Raw genomic sequence first — 19,136 nt, 5'->3', positions numbered from 1 at the left:
CCAACTCCTTAGGCCGCATCGCGCTTGGCGCCGTTGCGGTAGGCCTCGACCGCGTCGATCAAGGCTTGCAGTATCGCGGCGCTTTCGCCGATCACCGACAGGTCGGCACGCTTGATCATGTCGCAGCCAGGGTCCAGGTTGATCGCCACCACTTTGTCGCAGGCACCGATGCCCTGCAGGTGCTGGATCGCCCCGGAAATGCCCACGGCCACGTACACCCGCGCCGTGACCCAGGTGCCGCTGGCGCCGACTTGGCGATCACGTGCCATGAAGCCATCGTCCACGGCGACCCGCGAGGCGCCTTCGGTGGCGCCCAAGGCGGCGGCGGCCTGGTGGAAAAGCGCCCAGTCCTTCACGCCGTTACCGCCGGAGAAGATGAATTCGGCTTCGGCCATCGGAATCGCCGCCGGGTCCACCGCCACCGCGCCAAGGTCTTCGATACGCGGCAGGCTGCGCGCCAGGCGTGTGGATAACTCCACAGGCAACACTTCATGGCGCGTCTCGCTGACCGGATCGGCGCATTCGGCGGCGGCGAGAATCAGGCGCGGCAGCGGCCGCGCCAGATCCTCCTGGCCCGCCCCGGCGCGACCAATACACGACTCGCCCTTGATCTGCCAGACCCGCGTGGCCGGGCGTTCCCTGAGGCTGGCGGCAAACCGTCGGCCCAGTTCACCGCCACCGCTGCGGCTGTCGGGCAGCAACCAGTGACGCGGGTTGAACTGGTTATCCACAGCCCGCAGGCCCTGGACGCGTTGCTCCGGTGAATAACCGTCGAACTCATGACCCTCCAGCACCAGCAGGCGGTCGACGCCGGCTGTGGCAAATGCATTTTCCTTGTGTTCACCAAACACCACCGCCAGTACCGCGCCGTCACTGCCGGCCAATTGCCGGGCCAGGCCGAGCACATCGCGGTCGTGGCTGCTCAAGCGACCGCCAACCATGTCCGGCACCACGTTGATGTAGAACGCCGGAGCCGGGACCTGATGCAGCGGCAGTTGCACTTGCACCGCCGCCGTACGCTTGGCCGCACCGCCCTGTTGCGCGCCGCTGCGGTCGATACGCTTGATGCCGTTGGGGCCGATAAAACCCACGCCATGCACATTCTTGCGGATGATGCCGTTGGGGCCCATCCAACTCTGTTGCACCGGCTGCATCGCCGCGTGCAACGGGTGCAGGCGGTTGCGGGCGATCCATTCGGCCCGTGGGTCGCGGCGGATAATGTCGCTCATATATGCACCTGCGCAGGTTCACGTTTGGTTGGGGCTTTGGCCGGTGCGGCATCTTCCAGCAACGCGTCGGCGACCAGCTCGGCAATGTCCTTGATCAAGGGACGCGGCTCGACCACGCCTTCGAGCATCGCCGTGCACTGCGGGCAGCCCACGGCCACCAGCTCGGCGCCGGTTTCGCGGATGTCGTCCATGCGCATGTCCGGAATACGTTGCTTGCCGGGAATGTCGGTAATCGGCGCCCCGCCGCCACCGCCGCAGCAGCGTGAGCGAAAGCCCGAGCGTTGCATCTCCTTGACCTCGATGCCCAGCGCGCGCAGCACTTGGCGCGGCGCCTCGTATTCGCCGTTGTAGCGGCCCAGGTAGCACGGGTCGTGGTAGGTCACGCTGCTGCCTTTGTGCTGGCCCAGGTTCAGCGCGCCGTCGCCGATCAGCTCGGCCATGAAGGTGCTGTGGTGCTGCACGACGTAGTTGCCGTTGAAGGCGCCGTACTCGTTTTTCAGCACATGGAAGCTGTGCGGGTCGCAGGTGACGATGCGTTTGAAGCTGTACCTGGCCAGGGTCTGGATATTGCGCGAGGCGAGCAGCTGGAACGTCGCTTCATCACCCAGACGCCGGGCCACGTCGCCGCTGTCGCGCTCTTCAAGGCCAAGTACCGCAAAGTCCACACCTGCCGCTTTGAGCACCTTGACGAACGCGCGCAGGGTGCGTTGGTTGCGCATGTCGAAGGCACCGTCGCCAACCCAGAACAGCACCTCGCAGCTGCCCTTGTCGCTGAGCAGCGGCAGGTTCAAATCCGCCGCCCAGTTCAGGCGACCACCCGGTGCGAAGCCGCCGGGGTTGTCGGTAGCGATCAGGTTTTCCAGGACTTCGGCCCCCTTGTTCGGGGTGGCGCCTTTTTCCAGGGTGAGATGGCGACGCATGTCGACGATGGCGTCGACGTGCTCGATCATCATCGGGCACTCTTCGACGCAGGCGCGGCAGGTGGTGCACGACCACAGTGTCTCGGCGTCCACCAGGCCGTTGACGATCGGCTGGTGCGGGTTGCCGCCGTGTTCACCCACCGGTTTGCCTGGGTAAGGACTGCCGGCGAACTTGGCATCGGTGCCACCGGCCAGGCCGACCACCATGTCCTGAATGAGTTTTTTCGGGTTCAACGGCTGACCGGCAGCGAACGCCGGGCACGCGGCTTCACACTTGCCGCACTGCACACACGCGTCGAAACCGAGCAGTTGGTTCCAGGTGAAATCCTTGGGTTTCTCCACACCCAGTGGCGCGCTCTTGTCACTCAGATCCAGCGGTTTCAAACCCGTGGAACGGCCGCCACCAAAACGTTCGGCGCGGCGGTGCCAAGCCAGGTGCAGGGCGCCGGCAAAGGCGTGCTTCATCGGGCCGCCCCAGGTCATGCCGAAGAACATTTCGGACACGCCCCACAGCACGCCCACGCTCAATAACGCGGCCAGCAGCCAGCCGCCAAAGTCAGCGGGCAGAATGCCGGCCACCGGCAGGGTCACCAGGAAAAAGCTCACCGAAAACGCCATCAGGCTTTTCGGCAGGCGCATCCACGGGCCTTTGGACAGGCGAGCAGGCGGGTTGCGGCGGCGCAGGTACATGAAGATGGCGCCGACAAACATCAAGGTCGAGGCCAGCAGCAAGGCGTAACCGAGGATACGGTTCTGCAGGCCGAACCCATGCACCAGGATTGCCAGCAACGCCGACAGCACAAAGCCCAGCGCCGTGGCGACGTGGGTGTTGGCGATGTATTTGTCGCGGGCGACCACGTGGTGCAGGTCGACCATGTAGCGCTTGGGCATGGCCAAAAGACCGCCGAGCAGGTCGACTTTGGACGCGCGGCCACGGCGCCACATGTTTGCCCGGCGCAGGGCGCCGAGGACCGCGAGGCCCAGGGCGGCAAACAGGAGAATAGGCAGCAAGGTGTTCAACATGGTGAAGCTCCCAAAGACCACACAGGTCTACTGTGAAACTGGCCTTGAATGTGGGAGGGGGCTTGCCCCCGATGGCGGAGTGTCAGTTGATACAGCTGTCGCTGAACCACCGCTATCGGGGGCAAGCCCCCTCCCACATTTGACCGCGTTCACCTCATCAAAAGTCTTTGCACAGGCGCAGGGCGTCGTAGATGGCGGCGTGGGTGTTGCGCTGGGCCACACAGTCACCGATGCGGAACAGCAAGTACCCTTCACCCGCTTCGCTCAGGCACGGCTGCGGCTTGATCGCAAACAAGGCTTCGACGTCAATCTGGCCCTTGTTGCGTGAGCCTTCCTTGAGCCCGTAGTAAATGGCTTCGTCCGGGCGCACGCCATTCTCCACCACCACCTGGTCCACCACCCGCTCCTCCTTGGCGCCGGTGTATTCGTTCTCCAGCACCGCCACCAGCTTGTCGCCCTCGCGATAGACCTTTTCCAGCATCATGTCGCCGGTCATGATCACTTCCTTGGGGTACATGCTGCGGTAGTACGTCGGGAACGACGTACCGCCGATGGCCACGCCCGGCTTGATGTCGTCGGTGACGATTTCCACCTGGCAACCTTTGTCGGCCAGGAAATCCGCCACCGACATGCCGGTGAATTCGCAGATGGTGTCGTACACCAGCACGTTCTTGCCCGGCGCAACCTTGCCGTCGAGTACATCCCAACTGCTCACCACCAGGCCTTCGGCAGCGCCCCAGTGCTCGTTCTGCTCGATAAATGGATGCCCACCTACCGCCAGCACCACCACGTCCGGGCGCAGGTCGAGGATGGTCTCGGCGTCGGCCGCAACGCCCAGGCGCAGGTCGACTTTCAAGCGCGCCAGTTCCAGCTGGAACCAGCGCGTGATGCCGGCGATCTGGTCGCGTTGCGGCGCCTTCGATGCCGTGGTGATCTGCCCGCCGATAAATTCTTTCTTCTCCAACAGCGTCACATCGTGGCCGCGTTCGGCGGCGACACGCGCCGCCTCCATACCGGCGGGACCTGCCCCCACCACGACCACTTTGCGCCTGGGCCCGGTGGACTTCTCGATGATATGCGGCACCCCCATGTATTCACGGGACGTCGCGGCGTTCTGGATGCACAGCACATCCAGGCCCTGATACTGGCGGTCGATGCAGTAGTTGGCGCCGACGCACTGTTTGATCTGGTCGATCTGGCCCATCTTGATCTTGGCGATCAGGTGCGGGTCGGCGATGTGCGCACGGGTCATGCCGACCATGTCCACATAGCCGCCTTCCAGAATGCGCGTGGCCTGGTTCGGGTCCTTGATGTTCTGCGCGTGCAGCACCGGAACCTTGACTACCTCCTTGATCCCGGCGGCCAGGTGCAGGAACGGTTCCGGCGGGTAACTCATGTTCGGGATCACGTTGGCCAGGGTGTTGTGCGTATCGCAACCCGAGCCCACCACGCCAATGAAGTCGAGCATGCCGGTGTCGTCGTAATACTTGGCGATCTGCTTCATGTCTTCGTGGGACAAGCCGTCCGGGTGGAACTCGTCACCGCACAGGCGCATGCCCACGCAGAAGTCGTCACCCACTTCGGCGCGCACGGCCTTGAGCACTTCCAGACCGAATTTCATGCGGCCTTCGAAGGTACCGCCCCACTCGTCGGTACGCTTGTTGACCCGTGGGCTCCAGAACTGGTCGATCATGTGCTGGTGCACGGCGGATAATTCCACACCGTCCAGCCCTCCGGCCTTGGCGCGCTTGGCGGCGCTGGCGTAGTTGCCGATCACGCGCCAGATTTCTTCCGGCTCGATGGTCTTGCAGGTGGCGCGGTGCACCGGCTCACGCACGCCGGACGGCGACATCAAGGTCGGCCAGTTGAAGCCATCCCAACGCGAACGACGGCCCATGTGGGTAATCTGGATCATGATCTTGGCGCCATGCTTGTGCATGGCGTCGGCCAGGTTCTGAAAGTGCGGGATGATGCGGTCGGTGGACAGGTTCACCGAGCTCCACCATTCCTGGGGGCTGTCGATGGCCACCACGGAGGAACCGCCGCAGATCGCCAGGCCGATACCGCCCTTGGCTTTCTCTTCGTAGTACTTCACATAGCGGTCGGTGGTCATGCCGCCGTCGGTGGCATACACCTCGGCGTGGGCAGTACTGAGCACGCGGTTGCGAATGGTCAGTTTGCCGATCTGGATCGGCGCAAACATTGCTTCGAAAGCCATGGCACGGTCCTCGGCTTACAACGGCTTGACGGTGAACAGGCCATCATCGTGGCCCTCTTCGGAGCCTCCGTAGACTTGTTCGGCCACAGTGCGGATCTTGCTGCCACGCGCTTCAAGGATCTGGTCCATGGCACCGGCAAACCAGCCGGTGAACATATAGTCGACCTTGCGCCCGACCTTGCCGTACACATAGACGAACGCCGAGTGCTCGAGCTTGACGCTGGCAGTACCTTTGTCGAGGTCGATGTCCTGGATCTTGAACAGACCCCAGCCGCGTTGCGACAGGCGCTTCATGTAGTGCTCGAACACCGCGACGCCTTCCAGGCCGTGGCACTCGGCTTCTTTTTCACACCAGTGCCAGGCGGATTTGTAGCCGGCCTTGTAGAGAATCTCGGCGTAGGCGTCGGCGCCCAGCACTTCTTCGATACCCATGTGGTTGTTGACGAAGAAATGGCGTGGCACGTACAGCATCGGCAGGGCGTCGGAGGTCCAGACACCGGTTTCGCTGTCGACTTCGATTGGCAATTGCGGGGCGATCTTGGCCATGGAAACTTAACTCCAGAAAAATTCGTGGTGGTGTTGCCGGTAGGTGTCTGGCTTATTCGCCCCAGACGTCCTTCAAGACGTTGACCCAGTTTTCGCCCATGATCTTGCGCACCACACGCTCGGGGTGGCCGCGCTTGAGCAGGGTTTCGGTGAGGTTGGGAAACTCGCCCACGGTGCGGATGCCCAGCGGGTTGATGATCTTGCCGAAGCTGGTCAGGCGGCGCGCGTAACCCTTGTCATGGGTCAGCATTTCAAAGAAATCCTGGCCATGGCCCTGGGTGAAGTCGGTGCCGATGCCGATGGCGTCTTCGCCGACGATGTTCATGGTGTATTCGATGGCCTCGGCGTAGTCGTCGATGGTCGAATCGATGCCCTTGGCCAGAAACGGCGCGAACATGGTCACGCCGACAAAACCGCCGTGGTCGGCGATGAACTTGAGTTCTTCATCGGACTTGTTGCGCGGGTGCTCTTTAAGGCCCGATGGCAGGCAGTGGGAGTAGCACACCGGCTTTTTCGATTCGAGGATGACTTCTTCGCTGGTCTTGGACCCGACGTGGGACAGGTCGCACATGATGCCGACGCGGTTCATCTCGCCGACGACCTCGCGTCCGAACCCCGACAGGCCGCCGTCGCGCTCGTAGCAGCCGGTACCCACCAGGTTCTGGGTGTTGTAGCACATCTGCACCACCCCGACGCCGAGCTGCTTGAAGATCTCGACGTAGCCGAGCTGGTCTTCGAAGGCATGGGCATTCTGGAAGCCGAAGATGATGCCGGTCTTGCCCTGCTCCTTGGCCTTGCGAATGTCGGCGGTGGTTTTCACCGGGATCACCAGATCGCTGTTTTCGCGGATCAGGGTCTGGCTGGCGACGATGTTATTGATCGTGGCCTGGAAGCCTTCCCACACCGACACCGTGCAGTTGGCGGCCGTCAGGCCACCTTTGCGCATGTCTTCGAACAGGTCGCGGTTCCACTTGGCAATAATCAGACCGTCGATAACGATGCTGTCGGCGTGCAACTCGGCTGGGCTCATCAGGCGTCCCCTTATTGGCGATTCATGCGCCGAATCGTGTGCCGGCGCTTTGGGGCCAGCATATGCCCAGGGGCAACCTGAGCCGGGTGCAAAAACGACAGGGGAATTGCCGAAAGCGTCAATCCACGACAAAGGCTGTTAAGAGAGGTCTGACTGGCGACTGTTCTTTGTCTGACGCTTGAGCCAGAATTCCACATCACCTGATATGAGACGGCGCAATGAAATCGATTTTCCTGGCTTTGGCACTCATCGCAACCGGCGTCCACGCGGCCGAAGACACCGACAGCACGCCGTGTGACGGCATCGAGAACGACCAGCAAACCCTCGAATGCGCCACCTACAACAAAACCACCGCCGAGCAATTGCTCAAGGACAACTATCAGGGGCTGCTGGAGCGTATGGCTTCGACCTACGGCAGCGACAAGACCAAGCTGGCGGACATTACCGCCCGTCTGAAGGACGCCCAGCAGAAATGGGAAAAACTGCGCGATGCCGATTGCGCGGTGGATACCTTCCCGGCGGTGACCGGGACCAAGGCGTATGCGATCGCGCACAACGACTGCCTGGCGCGCATGAGTGACGAGCGGTCGGAGTTTTTGGAGTCGGTTGGGCAGGAATAAGCGCACCCGCCGTCCTGCAGCGGGTGCAGCGGCACCGCGTCATTCCATGAAAGGCGACTTGAACGGGCGCTTGATCAGCGGCTGGCTTGGTGCATAGCTGTAGCCCAGGGTGGAAATATCCATGACATCCCGGATGCGGCGAGTCCAGGGCTTGAGTACATCTTCATAATTGTGCCCCGGCGGGCCGTCTTCCATGGGGCAATAATGCGCAGCCAGGTCGGGCTCGTCCACGCGCTTCTGTGCTTGCCAATCCGCCCACACTTTGTCGACAAAGCAGTGATGCAGGAAAAACGCCGGATCATCAGGTGAAGTCATGGGCAACATGTTGCCGCCGATCCACAAGTGCACGCGATTGTGCAACTGTGAGCCGGGTGTCTTGACGTTGGGATCACCTCGTTGGGTGATCCAGCCTTCCAGCCGATTTCTTAACCCCCGGGTGAAAGGGCTCGCGTTGTAGTTGGGCTCATCATACAAGGCTTCATTCATCGCCATTTGCAGATCCTCCACGCTGGGCAATGAGCTGACAAACTGTCCGAACTGACGCTTTAGCCCAGGGCCCGGCAAGTCCTCCTTCGGATAAGACGGCACAGGCCATTTGCCGTATTTGTGGGCAAACACGCCGTCCTGCACGCGAAATTGATCCGTGGGGTCGCCATTTCCACCGAGGAAACCCTGGTCCCATAGCGGAGAGCGCTCAGGGGCCGCCGCATCCAGCGTCCAGTTCCAATAAGGCAAGGTAATGCCCGGTTTGATTGCCTGAAGGTCCGCTTCAAACTGCATCAGCATTTCACGGTGCCACGGCAGGAAAGCGGGCCCACGGTGGGCACCGTTGCGGTAGGTGGGATCTTGCGGCTCGTCGGGATGAACCGTAGGGACCATCACTTCGTGGTGCCAATGAACGTATTTGTCGTAGACCCCGCTGCTTTTCATGCTCAGTAGCGTGTTGATAAATTCCAATTGTTCCGTCGCACTCAGTGCGCGGACTTCCTTGCGGATATTCATGTGTTCACTCCCTCGCCGGCAAACCTTGGGGAACCACAATAGGTTCTTGCGTAAAATCTAAGGTGGCGTGGGACGGCGGTCTACTGTCATAACCAACAGGTCCGAGGCAGTTCCGGACGGAAGGTCAACGACGCTTGAGGGCTCACTGCTGATACCATCCCTGCCTCTTCACTTTCTGCAAGGCCACCCTATGACACTGTGCGGCATTGAAATCAAAGGCAGCGAAGCCATCATCGCCGTCGCCTCGCTGGACAACCAGGCGCTGACTCACGTCGCCCTGGCCACCAAGAAAATCGCCTTGGAAGACGACGATGAAGCCGCCAACGTCAAGGCCTTCGCCGCCCAGGTGAAAGCGTTCGTGCAGGCAAACGCCATCACCCGTATCGCGATCAAGAAGCGCAGCAAGAAAGGCGAATTCGCCGGTGGCCCGACGACATTCAAGATTGAAGGAGTGTTTCAATTGCTGGACGGGGTGGAGGTGACGCTGCTGTCGCCGCAGACCATCAATGCGCAGAACAAGAAGCACACCTTTGATCTGCCCGCGACACTGAACAAGTATCAGCATGAAGCTTACAAGGCGGCGTGTTCGGCCCTGCTGAAAAAATAGGCCACACCAAAATCTACTGTGGGAGGGGGCTTGCCCTCGATGGCGGTGTGTCAGTCACTTATGTGCTGCTGACCCACCGCTATCGGGGGCAAGCCCCCTCCCACATTTAATCCGCGGTGCCGGCCGCTTTTATACCTGATTATGGAAACGACTATAAATTATAGTCGCGCCTATAATTGACTAAAAAACGATCAAACCACCTCCCGTCGCCGATCCTCCCTCGGGCATTTGGCAAACCTTGCCCGATAGCTGCGAGTGAAGTACGACGGTGACTCAAACCCGCAGGCAATGCTCACCTCCAACACGCTCATGTCGCTTTGACGCAAGAGCTGCCGGGCTTTTTCCAGGCGCAGGCCGAGGTAGAAGTTGCTTGGCGTGTCGTTCAGGTGCAGGCGGAATAGCCGTTCCAACTGGCGTCGGGTGACTTTGATCGCGTCGGCCAGGGCCAAGGTGCTCAAGGGCGGCTCGGTGTGCTGCTCCATCTCGCCGATCACGTGGACCAACTTTTTGTTGTTGATGCCGTAGCGCGTGGCAATCTGCATGCGCTGATGATCCTTGCGCGGGCGGATGCGGCCCAGCACGAATTGTTCCGAGACCTGGATCGCCAACTCGGGGCCGTGGCCCTGGGCGATCAGGTCGAGCATCAAGTCGATGGAGGCGGTGCCACCTGCGCAAGTGATGCGGCGGCGGTCGATCTCGAACAACTCCTGGGTCACCGTGAGCTGTGGGTAAGACTCCTTGAACGCATCGATGGCTTCCCAATGCAGGGTCAGGCGATGGCCGTCGAGCAGGCCCGCTTCGGCCAGCACACAGGCGCCGGTGTCGATCGCGCCGAGGGTTACGCCTTCATGGTCAAGACGGCGCAGCCAGTGTTCCAGCGCGGGCGTGGCGAACTGCAGCGGCTCGAAACCGGCCACCACCAATAATGTTGCACCTTTTTTCAACGGTTCCAGCGCGGCGTCGGCGTTGACCGACATGCCGTTGCTCGCCAGCACCGCACCGCCGTCGGCGCTTAATATGTGCCAGCGGTACAACTCGCCACGAAAGCGGTTGGCGACCCGCAACGGCTCAAGGGCAGAGATAAAGCCAATGGCCGAGAACCCCGGCATCAGCAAAAAATAGAAATCCTGGGACATGATGGCGCTCTCGTAGGACGACCAGCGTGGCACTGTGATACTCCCGTTCACGGGTGGATTCAAGCGTGCAGGTCGCTGCAGTGCAAGAGCCGGTCGCCGCTGTGCGTTTCGGCACTGCCGAAGGTCCGTAACGTGGCTGCACGGCGCACAAAGACGCCGGACCCCACAATAACGACCTGCCGAGGGCTCCACCATGAACCGACTGACCAGCCGCAGCGTGCTTGCATTCAGCGTCAGCGCTATTTTGAGCACCCACGTCATGGCAGCGGATGCCGCTTCATGCCAGAACGTGCGCCTGGGCGTGGTGAACTGGACCGATGTGATCGCCACCAGCACCATGGCCCAGGTGCTGCTCGACGGCCTCGGCTACAAGACCAAACAGACCAGCGCCTCCCAGCAGATCATCTTTGCCGGCATCCGCGACCAGCGCCTGGATCTGTTCCTGGGCTACTGGAACCCGCTGATGACCCAGACCATCACGCCCTTCGTCGACGCCAGGCAAGTCAAGGTGCTCGATAAACCCAGCCTGGAAGACGCCCGCGCTACCCTCGCCGTACCTACTTACCTGGCGGACAAGGGCCTGAAAACCTTCGCCGATATCCCCCAGTTCGAAAAAGAGCTGGGCGGCAAGATCTACGGCATCGAGCCGGGTTCAGGTGCCAATACCCAGATCAAGGCGATGATCGCCAAGAACCAGTTCGGCCTGGGTAAATTCCAGCTGGTTGAATCCAGTGAAGCGGCCATGCTTTCGGCCGTCGACCGGGCGGTACGCCGCAAGGAAGCCGTGGTGTTCTTCGGCTGGGCGCCGCACCCGATGAACGTGAACATCGCCATGACCTACCTCACCGGCAGCGAAGACGCCCTGGGCCCGAACGAAGGCATGGCCACCGTGTGGACCGTTACCGCGCCGGCCTACGCACAGCAATGCCCCAACGTGCACAAGCTGCTGACCAACCTGACCTTCACCGCCGCCGACGAGAGCCGGATGATGCAGCCCTTGCTGGATCATAAAGACCCTATTGAGTCCGCCAAACAGTGGCTCAGGGATCATCCGCAAGACCAGGCGCGCTGGCTCGAAGGCGTGACCACCTTCGATGGCAAACCGGCGGCGGCCAACCTGCAACTGACCAGCAAATAAGCCTTTTTGAACCACCGTTTCGCGGTCATCTCCGACCGCGAAAGGGACCACTACGCCTGTAAGGAACCGCCTCATGAACCACGACGTCATCATCACCTGCGCACTCACCGGTGCTGGCGACACGAGCGCCAGAAGTCCGCATGTACCGGTCACCCCCAAACAAATCGCGGCCGCCGCCGTGGAAGCCGCCAAGGCCGGCGCCACCGTGGTGCACTGCCATGTGCGTGATCCGCACACCGGCAAGTTCAGCCGCGATGTGGCGCTGTACCGCGAAGTGATGGAGCGCATCCGCGAGGCGGACATCGACATCATCGTCAACCTCACCGCCGGCATGGGCGGCGATCTGGAGATCGGTGGCGGCGAGAAACCGATGGACTTCGGCCCCAACACCGACCTGGTCGGCCCGCTGACGCGCCTGGCACATGTGGAGGAACTGCTGCCGGAAATCTGCACCCTGGATTGCGGCACCCTGAACTTCGGCGATGGCGACACCATTTACGTGTCCACCCCCGCGCAACTGCGCGCCGGCGCCAAACGCATACAGGAGCTGGGCGTGAAGGCCGAGCTGGAAATCTTCGACACCGGCCACCTGTGGTTCGCCAAGCAGATGATCAAGGAAGGCTTGCTCGACAACCCGCTGTTTCAACTGTGCCTGGGCATCCCGTGGGGCGCGCCGGCCGACACCACCACCATGAAAGCCATGGTCGACAACCTGCCCGCCGACGCGGTGTGGGCCGGCTTCGGTATCGGCCGCATGCAGATGCCCATGGCTGCGCAGGCGGTGTTGCTGGGCGGCAACGTGCGGGTCGGCCTGGAAGACAACCTGTGGCTGGACAAGGGCGTGCTCGCCACCAATGGGCAACTGGTGGAACGCGCCAGTGAAATCCTCAGCCGCCTGGGCGCACGAGTCATGACCCCGGCGGAAGGCCGCATCAGGATGGGCCTGACCAAGCGCGGATAAAAAATGTGGGAGGGGGCTTGCCCCCGATAGCGGTGGCTCAGTACCGAATGCATCGACTGACAGTCCGCCATCGGGGGCAAGCCCCCTCCCACAGGGGATCACCAAACTCTTTAGGAATGCACCCATGCGCTTTATCACAGAAATCAAAACCTTCGCCGCCCTCGGCAGCGGTGTCATCGGCAGCGGCTGGGTAGCCCGCGCCCTCGCCCACGGCCTGGATGTCGTGGCCTGGGACCCGGCGCCCGGTGCCGAGGCGGCGCTGCGCAAGCGTGTCGCCAATGCCTGGGGCGCGCTGGAGAAACAAGGCCTGGCCACGGACGCATCCCAAGATCGCCTGCGCTTTGTCAGCACCATCGAGGAGTGCGTCAAAGACGCCGACTTCATCCAGGAAAGCGCCCCGGAACGCCTGGAGCTGAAGCTGCAATTGCACAGCCAGATCAGTGCGGCAGCCAAGCCGAATGCGTTGATTGGGTCGAGTACCTCCGGCCTGTTACCCAGCGAGTTTTATGAGAGCGCTACCCACCCCGAACGCTGCGTGGTCGGCCACCCGTTCAACCCGGTCTACCTGTTGCCCCTGGTGGAAGTGGTGGGCGGCAAGCGCACCGCGCCGGAGGCGATCCAGGCCGCGATCAAGGTGTATAAGTCCCTCGGCATGCGCCCTCTGCACGTGCGCAAGGAAGTGCCTGGGTTTATTGCCGACCGACTGCTGGAAGCGCTGTGGCGCGAGGCGCTGCATCTGGTCAACGATGGCGTGGCAACCACCGGTGAAATCGACGATGCGATTCGTTTTGGCGCCGGCCTGCGCTGGTCGTTCATGGGCACTTTCCTCACCTACACACTGGCGGGAGGCGACGCGGGCATGCGCCACTTCATGGCGCAGTTCGGTCCGGCGTTGCAGTTGCCGTGGACTTATCTGCCAGCGCCTGAATTGACCGAAAAGTTGATTGACGATGTGGTCGCCGGCACCAGCGACCAACTGGGTAGCCATAGCATTTCAGCGCTGGAGCGCTATCGTGATGATTGCCTGCTGGCGGTGCTGGAGGCGGTAAAAACCACCAAGGCCAAACACGGCATGACCTTCGCCGAATAACCCTGTAGGAGCGAGCTTGCTTGCGAAGATCGCCAACGATAACGCGGGGCATCAGGTACCCCACGGCGATCTTGAGTTTTTCGCGAGCAAGCTCGCTCCTACAAAAAGCATTTGACCGCATACCGAATTGGATTCCTACCATGCCCGCACTGACCACCTACACCACCAAAATCCAGCCCGACTGGGTGGACTACAACGGCCATCTGCGCGACGCGTTCTACCTGCTGATTTTCAGCTACGCCACCGACGCGCTGATGAACACCCTTGGCCTGGACAGCAGCAACCGCGAAGCCAGCGGCCACTCGCTGTTCACCCTGGAGCTGCATTTGAATTACCTGCACGAGGTGAAGCTGGGGGCCGAGGTCGAGGTGCACACCCAACTGATCGCCTTTGATGCCAAGCGCCTGCATCTCTATCACAGCCTGCACCGGGTGGGTGATGACAAGGCGCTGGCCGGCAACGAACAGATGCTGCTGCATGTCGACCTCGCCGGGCCGCAGGCGACACCGTTCAGTGAGGCTACGCTGGCAAGGCTTGCCGCGATCAGCGCTGAACAAGCCGAGCTGCCAAGGCCCGCTCTGCTCGGCCGGGTCATCGGTTTGCCGGCAAAAAAAGCCCCGAGCCAGCTGTGACCGGATCGGGGCGGAGGTGCCTTGTGTGAGCCGTGCATCCCGAGGGTGACCAAACCGTCAAGCTGCGTGCCTGGGGTCAGTGTGCCTATTACTGGCAGGCCCGAGTGACCCGAAAACGACCTGTTCATAGCCATCCGAGCCATTGCTCGATTCTGCGCTTGCCCACCGCCCGGGGGCCTACCAGAATCCAGCTCAATCCCCGCTCCCTACACCAGGATAAACGTCATGATGCACGCGGATTTGATTGACCAGGATGACCTGCTGGGCCAACTGCGCTCGCTGGGTTTTGAAGTGTCCAGCGGCGCCACTGCCGAGCAGGCTTGCGAGTGCGCGGTACGCGGTTTGAGCGCCGCGCGGGCCAAGGCGCTCAAGGGCATGGTGGAAAAAATGTACAGCGGCAGCGCGACGATTTTGCCGGCGGTGCGCCAGGCGATCGATAAGCAGTTGCTGCCGGCTTTGATGCAGTTCAAGCAGAACTCCGGCGCCTGAGACAGACCCTGTAGGAGCGAGCTTGCTCGCGAAGATCGTCAACGATGACGCGGGGCCTCAGACGCCCCACCGCGATCTTGAGTTTTTCGCGAGCAAGCTCGCTCCTACAATTTAAAGCGGCCAGTGTCAGAGCCGTACGCTGGCGAAAGTCGACTCATTGCGCGCCTGGCTCAACGCCGACATCGGCCCCGACAGCGGTGACAACACCAGTGCCTGCGGAATCGGCATCATCGCCACTTGCTGGGTGGTGTTGGAACCTACGCGCTCATCCCGTGGCGGAATGCCGAAGTATTCGCGGTAGCACTTGGAAAAATGCGGCGTGGACACGAACCCGCACACCGACGCCACTTCGATGATCGACATCGGCGTCTGCTTGAGCAACTGCCGCGCACGGATCAAGCGCAGCTTGAGGTAATAGCGCGACGGCGAACAGTGCAGGTACTTCTGAAACAACCGCTCCAGCTGGCGACGCGACACAGCGACGTAGACCGCCAGCTCGTCCAGGTCGATGGGCTCTTCCAGGTTAGCCTCCATCAGCGCAACGATTTCCTGCAGCTTGGGCTGGTTGGTGCCGAGCATGTGCTTGAGCGGCACGCGCTGGTGATCCTGTTCGTTGCGGATGCGTTCGTACACAAACATCTCGGAGATGGCGGCCGACAGTTCACGGCCGTGGTCGCGGCTGATCAGGTGCAGCATCATGTCCAACGGCGCGGTGCCGCCGGAGCTGGTAAAGCGGTTGCGGTCGAGGGTGAACAAGCGGGTGCTCATGGCCACGCGGGGAAACGCTTCCTGCATCGACGCCAGGCATTCCCAGTGCACGCTGCAATCGAACCCATCGAGCAGGCCCGCGCAGGCCAGGGCCCAACTGCCGGTGCACACCGCACCGAGGCGACGGGACTGGCGCGCCTGGCTTTGCAGCCACGACACATGTTCGCGGGTGACGGTGCGCTGGATGCCCACGCCACCGCAGACAATCACGGTGTCCAGGACCGGGGCCTTGTGCATGGCGGCATCGGGGGTGATCTGCAGGCCGTCGCTGGCCCATACCTGGTTGCCGTCGACGCTCAGGGTGGTCCAGCGATACAACTCGCGGCCGGACAGCTGGTTGGCCATGCGCAGGGGTTCCACGGCCGACGCCAGGGAAATCAGCGTGAAATTGTCCAGCAGCAAAAAGCCGATGGATTGAGGCGCACGGTTCTGGGGTTGGGCCCCGGCGTTGGACGACGTCATCACAGTATCTCCTCACACAAAGCGGGTGATGGCCTCAGGCGAGGCTCTTGTTATTGCGCTCATCCCCTGCGAGGGAGAGAGGCTTTGAATTGATAGAGCAAATGCCATGCCTGAAATTGAATGGCCATTCAACAAATCCTGAAAACGACCTGTCGATGCGTCTATATAAGCCCGCGCATTGAACGCGGGATATAACGCACGGGGATGGCTGGTCAAGGGCTGTGAGCAGAACGGTAGCACTTGTGGGAAGGCGCTTTGCGGGTGTAGGAGAAGTCTGTCACCCAAAGCGCGGGGGACGGGTGGCAGCGGGGTAAATCGTTCGTAGGCTACTTATCTATTTGCGACGCGCTAAAAGGTGGCGGTTTTGGTTGGGGTGTGCAATTTATGAGCAGTATTGAGCGGACTACCGCTATCGGGGGCAAGCCCCCTCCCACATTTGAAATGCGTTCCCCTGTGGGAGGGGGCTTGCCCCCGATGCAGGCGACGCGGCCTCAGCACTCGACAGCACTGACCGCCAACCCACCCCGCGACGTCTCTTTGTACTTGTCGTGCATATCCGCCCCGGTATCGCGCATGGTGCGGATCACCCGGTCCAGGGAGATGAAGTGCTGGCCGTCGCCGCGCAGGGCCATCTGCGCCGCGTTGATCGCCTTCACCGCCGCAATCGCATTGCGCTCGATACACGGCACTTGCACCAGGCCGCCCACCGGGTCGCAGGTCAGGCCCAGGTTATGTTCCAGGCCGATTTCCGCGGCGTTGCACAGTTGCTCCGGCGTGGCGCCGAGAATTTCGGCCAGGCCTGCGGCGGCCATGGCGCAGGCGGAACCGACTTCGCCCTGGCAACCGACTTCGGCACCGGAGATCGAGGCGTTCTTCTTGCACAGAATGCCCACCGCCGCCGCGCCGAGCAGGTAGTCGACCACGTTGGCCTCCGTCACTTGTTCACTGAATTTCATGAAGTAGTGCAGCACGGCCGGAATGATCCCCGCCGCGCCATTGGTGGGTGCGGTGACCATGCGCCCACCGGCGGCGTTTTCTTCGTTGACCGCCAGGGCGAACAGGTTGACCCACTCCATGGCGCTCAAGGTCGAGCCAATTACATTCGGCTTGCCCAACTCCTGCAGGCTGCGGTGCAGCTTGGCCGCGCGACGGCGTACGTTGAGACCGCCGGGCAGGATGCCTTCGTGCTTGAGGCCCTGCTCCACACAGTCCTGCATGGCGCGCCAGAGTTTCATCAGGCCGCTGCGGATCTCTTCTTCGGAGCGCCAGGTTTTTTCATTGGCCAGCATCAGTTCGGCGACGCGCAGGTTGTGGGTCTTGCACAGTTGCAACAGCTCTGCGGCGCTGGAAAAATCGTAGGGCAGTACGGTGCCGTCCATATCCGCCACGCCGCTTTGCGCCTGGGCTTCATCCACCACAAAACCACCGCCCACCGAGTAGTAGGTGTCGCGGTGCAACTCGCCGTCATCGCCCCACACCACCAGGGTCATGGCATTGGGGTGGAACGGCAGGTTTTCGTCGAGCAGGCGCATGTCCCGTGACCACACGAACGGCACCGGCAAACGGCCGTCGAGCAACAAGGTGTCGGTTTCGCGCAGCGCGTGAATGCGCACGCCGATCTGCGACGGATCGATCGCGTCCGGCCATTCGCCCATCAGGCCCATGATGGTGGCGGTATCGCTGCCGTGGCCGATGCCGGTGGCGGACAACGAGCCGTACAGCTGAACTTCGACGCGCCTGACCTGCTCCAACAGGTCGCGTTCACGCAATGCTTGAACGAACAACGCCGCGGCGCGCATGGGGCCGACGGTGTGAGAACTCGAAGGCCCGATGCCGATCTTGAACAGGTCGAAAACACTGATAGCCATTGCGGTAGAACTCCTCGATAAGCACGGCCAGGCTTGAACGAGGTGCTACGCTCAGATCGCCCAGATGGCGGCATCATCCGGCTTTTCCCCGCCGTCACGGCGTCTCACACCGACGCACCCATGCTCACCAGCGTCGCTTACGTGCAGTCGCCTGTTTTGGCCGTTTTTAACGGTGCAGATACATGAAATCAGCCGTTTCACCGTGGTAAAAACCTGTAAGCGACGTCACCGACACTGGATGCGACCCTCCCTGTACTGGATACGACGCCCCCTGTAGGCGTCAGATTTTCACTGGTACATGATCAGTCTCGACTCGTTTGCAAGGCACCGTGCCAGAGCTGTCCGACGCACACTCCAATAGCAGCACTTATAAAGCGCGGCGAATGCCGCCAGAAAAAACACAGGAGTCTACCCCGATGAAAGGTTCACCCTCGTTGTTGTTGGCCGCCATGCTGAGTCTGCCGGTCATGGCGCACGCCGCAGAACCGGAACAGTGCAAGACCGTCAACTTCTCCGATGTCGGCTGGACCGACATCACCGTCACCACCGCGACCACCAGCGAAATTCTCAAGGGCCTGGGCTACAAGCCACGCACCACGATGATTTCGGTCCCGGTGACCTACAAGTCCCTGGCTGACGGCAAGAACATGGACATCTTCCTCGGCAACTGGATGCCGACCATGGAAAACGACATCAAGCAGTACCGCGAAGCCGGCACCGTGGAAACCGTACGCGCCAACCTGGAGAACGCCAAGTACACCCTGGCGGTGCCCGAAGCGCTGTATGACAAGGGCCTGAAAGACTTCGCCGATATCGCCAAATTCAAGGATGAGCTGGGCGGCAAGATCTACGGTATCGAGCCGGGCAACGACGGCAACCGCACCATTCAGACGCTGATCGACAAAGACGCTTTCGGCCTCAAGACCGCCGGCTTCAAGGTGGTCGAATCCAGCGAAGCCGGGATGCTCTCCCAGGTCGAACGCGCCGCCAAGCGCAACCAGGCCATTGTGTTCCTCGGCTGGGAACCGCACCCGATGAACACCCGCTTCAAGATGAAGTACCTGACCGGCGGTGACGATTCGTTCGGCCCCAACTACGGCCAGGCCACCATCTACACCAACACCCGCAAGGGCTACACCCAGGAATGCAGCAACGTTGGTCAGTTACTGAAAAACCTGGTGTTCACCCTGGACATGGAAAGCACCCTGATGGGTAACGTCCTGGACGACAAGATGAAGGCCGACGCCGCCGCCAAGGCCTGGCTGAAGAAAAACCCGCAAGTGCTCGACACCTGGCTCGCCGGTGTCACCACCGTCGATGGCAAACCCGGACTCGACGCCGTCAAGGCTTACCTCGCCCAGTAACCCCCGCTGACCCCGGGGCGGTGCGCTGCCCCG

The 19,136-nt window shown here is 61.7% G+C and carries 17 protein-coding genes; 8 read left to right on the top strand and 9 right to left on the bottom strand.

The window, feature by feature from the left end; genetic code table 11:
* Nucleotides 1–8: 8 nt before the first annotated feature.
* From etfA to TU82_RS13100, 5 genes are all read right to left on the bottom strand, one after another.
* Complete coding sequence (gene etfA / locus TU82_RS13120) at nucleotides 9–1,229, bottom strand: electron transfer flavoprotein subunit alpha (RefSeq protein WP_057723600.1); 1,221 nt, start codon at nucleotides 1,227–1,229, stop codon at nucleotides 9–11.
* On the bottom strand, nucleotides 1,226–3,172 hold the full coding sequence (gene dgcB, locus TU82_RS13115; RefSeq protein WP_057723599.1) for a dimethylglycine demethylation protein DgcB: 1,947 nt from the start codon (nucleotides 3,170–3,172) through the stop codon (nucleotides 1,226–1,228). The genes etfA and dgcB overlap by 4 nt, the downstream gene beginning before the upstream one ends.
* Before the next feature lie 157 nt (nucleotides 3,173–3,329).
* A complete protein-coding gene (dgcA, locus tag TU82_RS13110; RefSeq protein WP_057723598.1) occupies nucleotides 3,330–5,390 on the bottom strand; it encodes a dimethylglycine demethylation protein DgcA in 2,061 nt (686 codons plus the stop codon).
* Nucleotides 5,391–5,405: 15 nt separating this feature from the next.
* Nucleotides 5,406–5,936 (bottom strand): DUF5943 domain-containing protein, encoded by a 531-nt coding sequence (locus TU82_RS13105; protein WP_005792152.1) that lies wholly within the window; start codon nucleotides 5,934–5,936, stop codon nucleotides 5,406–5,408.
* 52 nt (nucleotides 5,937–5,988) lie between these two features.
* Entirely contained in the window at nucleotides 5,989–6,966 is a 978-nt protein-coding gene (locus TU82_RS13100; RefSeq protein ID WP_015886257.1) for a dipeptidase, read from the bottom strand.
* A gap of 218 nt (nucleotides 6,967–7,184) precedes the next feature.
* Between TU82_RS13100 and TU82_RS13095 the strand changes: the two genes are divergently transcribed.
* Nucleotides 7,185–7,586: a lysozyme inhibitor LprI family protein gene (locus tag TU82_RS13095; protein WP_057723597.1), complete on the top strand. Its 402-nt coding sequence runs from the start codon at nucleotides 7,185–7,187 to the stop codon at nucleotides 7,584–7,586.
* Nucleotides 7,587–7,625: 39 nt separating this feature from the next.
* Here the strand turns inward: TU82_RS13095 and TU82_RS13090 are convergent, their stop codons facing one another.
* On the bottom strand, nucleotides 7,626–8,588 hold the full coding sequence (locus TU82_RS13090) for a tyrosinase family protein (RefSeq protein ID WP_057723596.1): 963 nt from the start codon (nucleotides 8,586–8,588) through the stop codon (nucleotides 7,626–7,628).
* A 190-nt stretch (nucleotides 8,589–8,778) separates the two neighbouring features.
* Here TU82_RS13090 and TU82_RS13085 point away from each other — a divergent pair, with 190 nt between their 5' ends.
* On the top strand, nucleotides 8,779–9,195 hold the full coding sequence (locus TU82_RS13085) for a DUF3010 family protein (RefSeq protein ID WP_057723595.1): 417 nt from the start codon (nucleotides 8,779–8,781) through the stop codon (nucleotides 9,193–9,195).
* A 191-nt stretch (nucleotides 9,196–9,386) separates the two neighbouring features.
* Here TU82_RS13085 and TU82_RS13080 read toward each other — a convergent pair whose 3' ends face one another.
* Nucleotides 9,387–10,331 (bottom strand): GlxA family transcriptional regulator, encoded by a 945-nt coding sequence (locus TU82_RS13080; RefSeq protein ID WP_057723710.1) that lies wholly within the window; start codon nucleotides 10,329–10,331, stop codon nucleotides 9,387–9,389.
* A gap of 193 nt (nucleotides 10,332–10,524) precedes the next feature.
* On the opposite strand from TU82_RS13080, the gene TU82_RS13075 reads away from it, so the two are divergent.
* From TU82_RS13075 to TU82_RS13055, 5 genes are all read left to right on the top strand, one after another.
* Nucleotides 10,525–11,469, top strand: a complete 945-nt coding sequence (locus tag TU82_RS13075) for a choline ABC transporter substrate-binding protein (RefSeq protein ID WP_057723594.1) — start codon at nucleotides 10,525–10,527, stop codon at nucleotides 11,467–11,469.
* Between the two features lie 73 nt (nucleotides 11,470–11,542).
* Nucleotides 11,543–12,430 (top strand): 3-dehydrocarnitine:acetyl-CoA trimethylamine transferase CdhC, encoded by an 888-nt coding sequence (cdhC, locus tag TU82_RS13070; RefSeq protein ID WP_057723593.1) that lies wholly within the window; start codon nucleotides 11,543–11,545, stop codon nucleotides 12,428–12,430.
* 124 nt (nucleotides 12,431–12,554) lie between these two features.
* Nucleotides 12,555–13,520: an L-carnitine dehydrogenase gene (locus TU82_RS13065; protein WP_057723592.1), complete on the top strand. Its 966-nt coding sequence runs from the start codon at nucleotides 12,555–12,557 to the stop codon at nucleotides 13,518–13,520.
* Between the two features lie 140 nt (nucleotides 13,521–13,660).
* Nucleotides 13,661–14,152, top strand: coding sequence for a thioesterase family protein (locus TU82_RS13060; protein WP_057723591.1), 492 nt, complete (start codon nucleotides 13,661–13,663; stop codon nucleotides 14,150–14,152).
* Nucleotides 14,153–14,377: 225 nt separating this feature from the next.
* Nucleotides 14,378–14,641 carry a hypothetical protein gene (locus TU82_RS13055; RefSeq protein WP_057723590.1) on the top strand — a complete coding sequence of 88 codons (264 nt, stop codon included), beginning with the start codon at nucleotides 14,378–14,380 and terminating at the stop codon, nucleotides 14,639–14,641.
* Nucleotides 14,642–14,767: 126 nt separating this feature from the next.
* On the opposite strand, the gene gbdR is transcribed toward TU82_RS13055, so the two are convergent.
* Nucleotides 14,768–15,871 carry a choline metabolism transcriptional regulator GbdR gene (gbdR, locus tag TU82_RS13050; RefSeq protein WP_057723589.1) on the bottom strand — a complete coding sequence of 368 codons (1,104 nt, stop codon included), beginning with the start codon at nucleotides 15,869–15,871 and terminating at the stop codon, nucleotides 14,768–14,770.
* A gap of 491 nt (nucleotides 15,872–16,362) precedes the next feature.
* Nucleotides 16,363–17,739, bottom strand: a complete 1,377-nt coding sequence (locus TU82_RS13045; protein ID WP_057723588.1) for an L-serine ammonia-lyase — start codon at nucleotides 17,737–17,739, stop codon at nucleotides 16,363–16,365.
* 416 nt (nucleotides 17,740–18,155) lie between these two features.
* Here TU82_RS13045 and TU82_RS13040 point away from each other — a divergent pair, with 416 nt between their 5' ends.
* Nucleotides 18,156–19,103 (top strand): choline ABC transporter substrate-binding protein, encoded by a 948-nt coding sequence (locus tag TU82_RS13040; RefSeq protein WP_057723587.1) that lies wholly within the window; start codon nucleotides 18,156–18,158, stop codon nucleotides 19,101–19,103.
* Nucleotides 19,104–19,136: the final 33 nt, after the last annotated feature.

This window comes from Pseudomonas orientalis (assembly GCF_001439815.1).
GTDB classification, from domain to species: domain Bacteria; phylum Pseudomonadota; class Gammaproteobacteria; order Pseudomonadales; family Pseudomonadaceae; genus Aquipseudomonas; species Aquipseudomonas orientalis.
This window is presented reverse-complemented; position numbering and strand designations above follow the sequence as displayed.

Bases quoted from the DNA above. Each gene is read 5' to 3' on its own strand.
- etfA (WP_057723600.1), bottom strand. From the start codon at position 1,229: ATGAGCGACATTATCCGCCGCGACCCACGGGCCGAATGGATCGCCCGC.
- dgcB (WP_057723599.1), bottom strand. From the start codon at position 3,172: ATGTTGAACACCTTGCTGCCTATTCTCCTGTTTGCCGCCCTGGGCCTC.
- dgcA (WP_057723598.1), bottom strand. From the start codon at position 5,390: ATGGCTTTCGAAGCAATGTTTGCGCCGATCCAGATCGGCAAACTGACC.
- TU82_RS13105 (WP_005792152.1), bottom strand. From the start codon at position 5,936: ATGGCCAAGATCGCCCCGCAATTGCCAATCGAAGTCGACAGCGAAACC.
- TU82_RS13100 (WP_015886257.1), bottom strand. From the start codon at position 6,966: ATGAGCCCAGCCGAGTTGCACGCCGACAGCATCGTTATCGACGGTCTG.
- TU82_RS13095 (WP_057723597.1), top strand. From the start codon at position 7,185: ATGAAATCGATTTTCCTGGCTTTGGCACTCATCGCAACCGGCGTCCAC.
- TU82_RS13090 (WP_057723596.1), bottom strand. From the start codon at position 8,588: ATGAATATCCGCAAGGAAGTCCGCGCACTGAGTGCGACGGAACAATTG.
- TU82_RS13085 (WP_057723595.1), top strand. From the start codon at position 8,779: ATGACACTGTGCGGCATTGAAATCAAAGGCAGCGAAGCCATCATCGCC.
- TU82_RS13080 (WP_057723710.1), bottom strand. From the start codon at position 10,331: ATGTCCCAGGATTTCTATTTTTTGCTGATGCCGGGGTTCTCGGCCATT.
- TU82_RS13075 (WP_057723594.1), top strand. From the start codon at position 10,525: ATGAACCGACTGACCAGCCGCAGCGTGCTTGCATTCAGCGTCAGCGCT.
- cdhC (WP_057723593.1), top strand. From the start codon at position 11,543: ATGAACCACGACGTCATCATCACCTGCGCACTCACCGGTGCTGGCGAC.
- TU82_RS13065 (WP_057723592.1), top strand. From the start codon at position 12,555: ATGCGCTTTATCACAGAAATCAAAACCTTCGCCGCCCTCGGCAGCGGT.
- TU82_RS13060 (WP_057723591.1), top strand. From the start codon at position 13,661: ATGCCCGCACTGACCACCTACACCACCAAAATCCAGCCCGACTGGGTG.
- TU82_RS13055 (WP_057723590.1), top strand. From the start codon at position 14,378: ATGATGCACGCGGATTTGATTGACCAGGATGACCTGCTGGGCCAACTG.
- gbdR (WP_057723589.1), bottom strand. From the start codon at position 15,871: ATGACGTCGTCCAACGCCGGGGCCCAACCCCAGAACCGTGCGCCTCAA.
- TU82_RS13045 (WP_057723588.1), bottom strand. From the start codon at position 17,739: ATGGCTATCAGTGTTTTCGACCTGTTCAAGATCGGCATCGGGCCTTCG.
- TU82_RS13040 (WP_057723587.1), top strand. From the start codon at position 18,156: ATGAAAGGTTCACCCTCGTTGTTGTTGGCCGCCATGCTGAGTCTGCCG.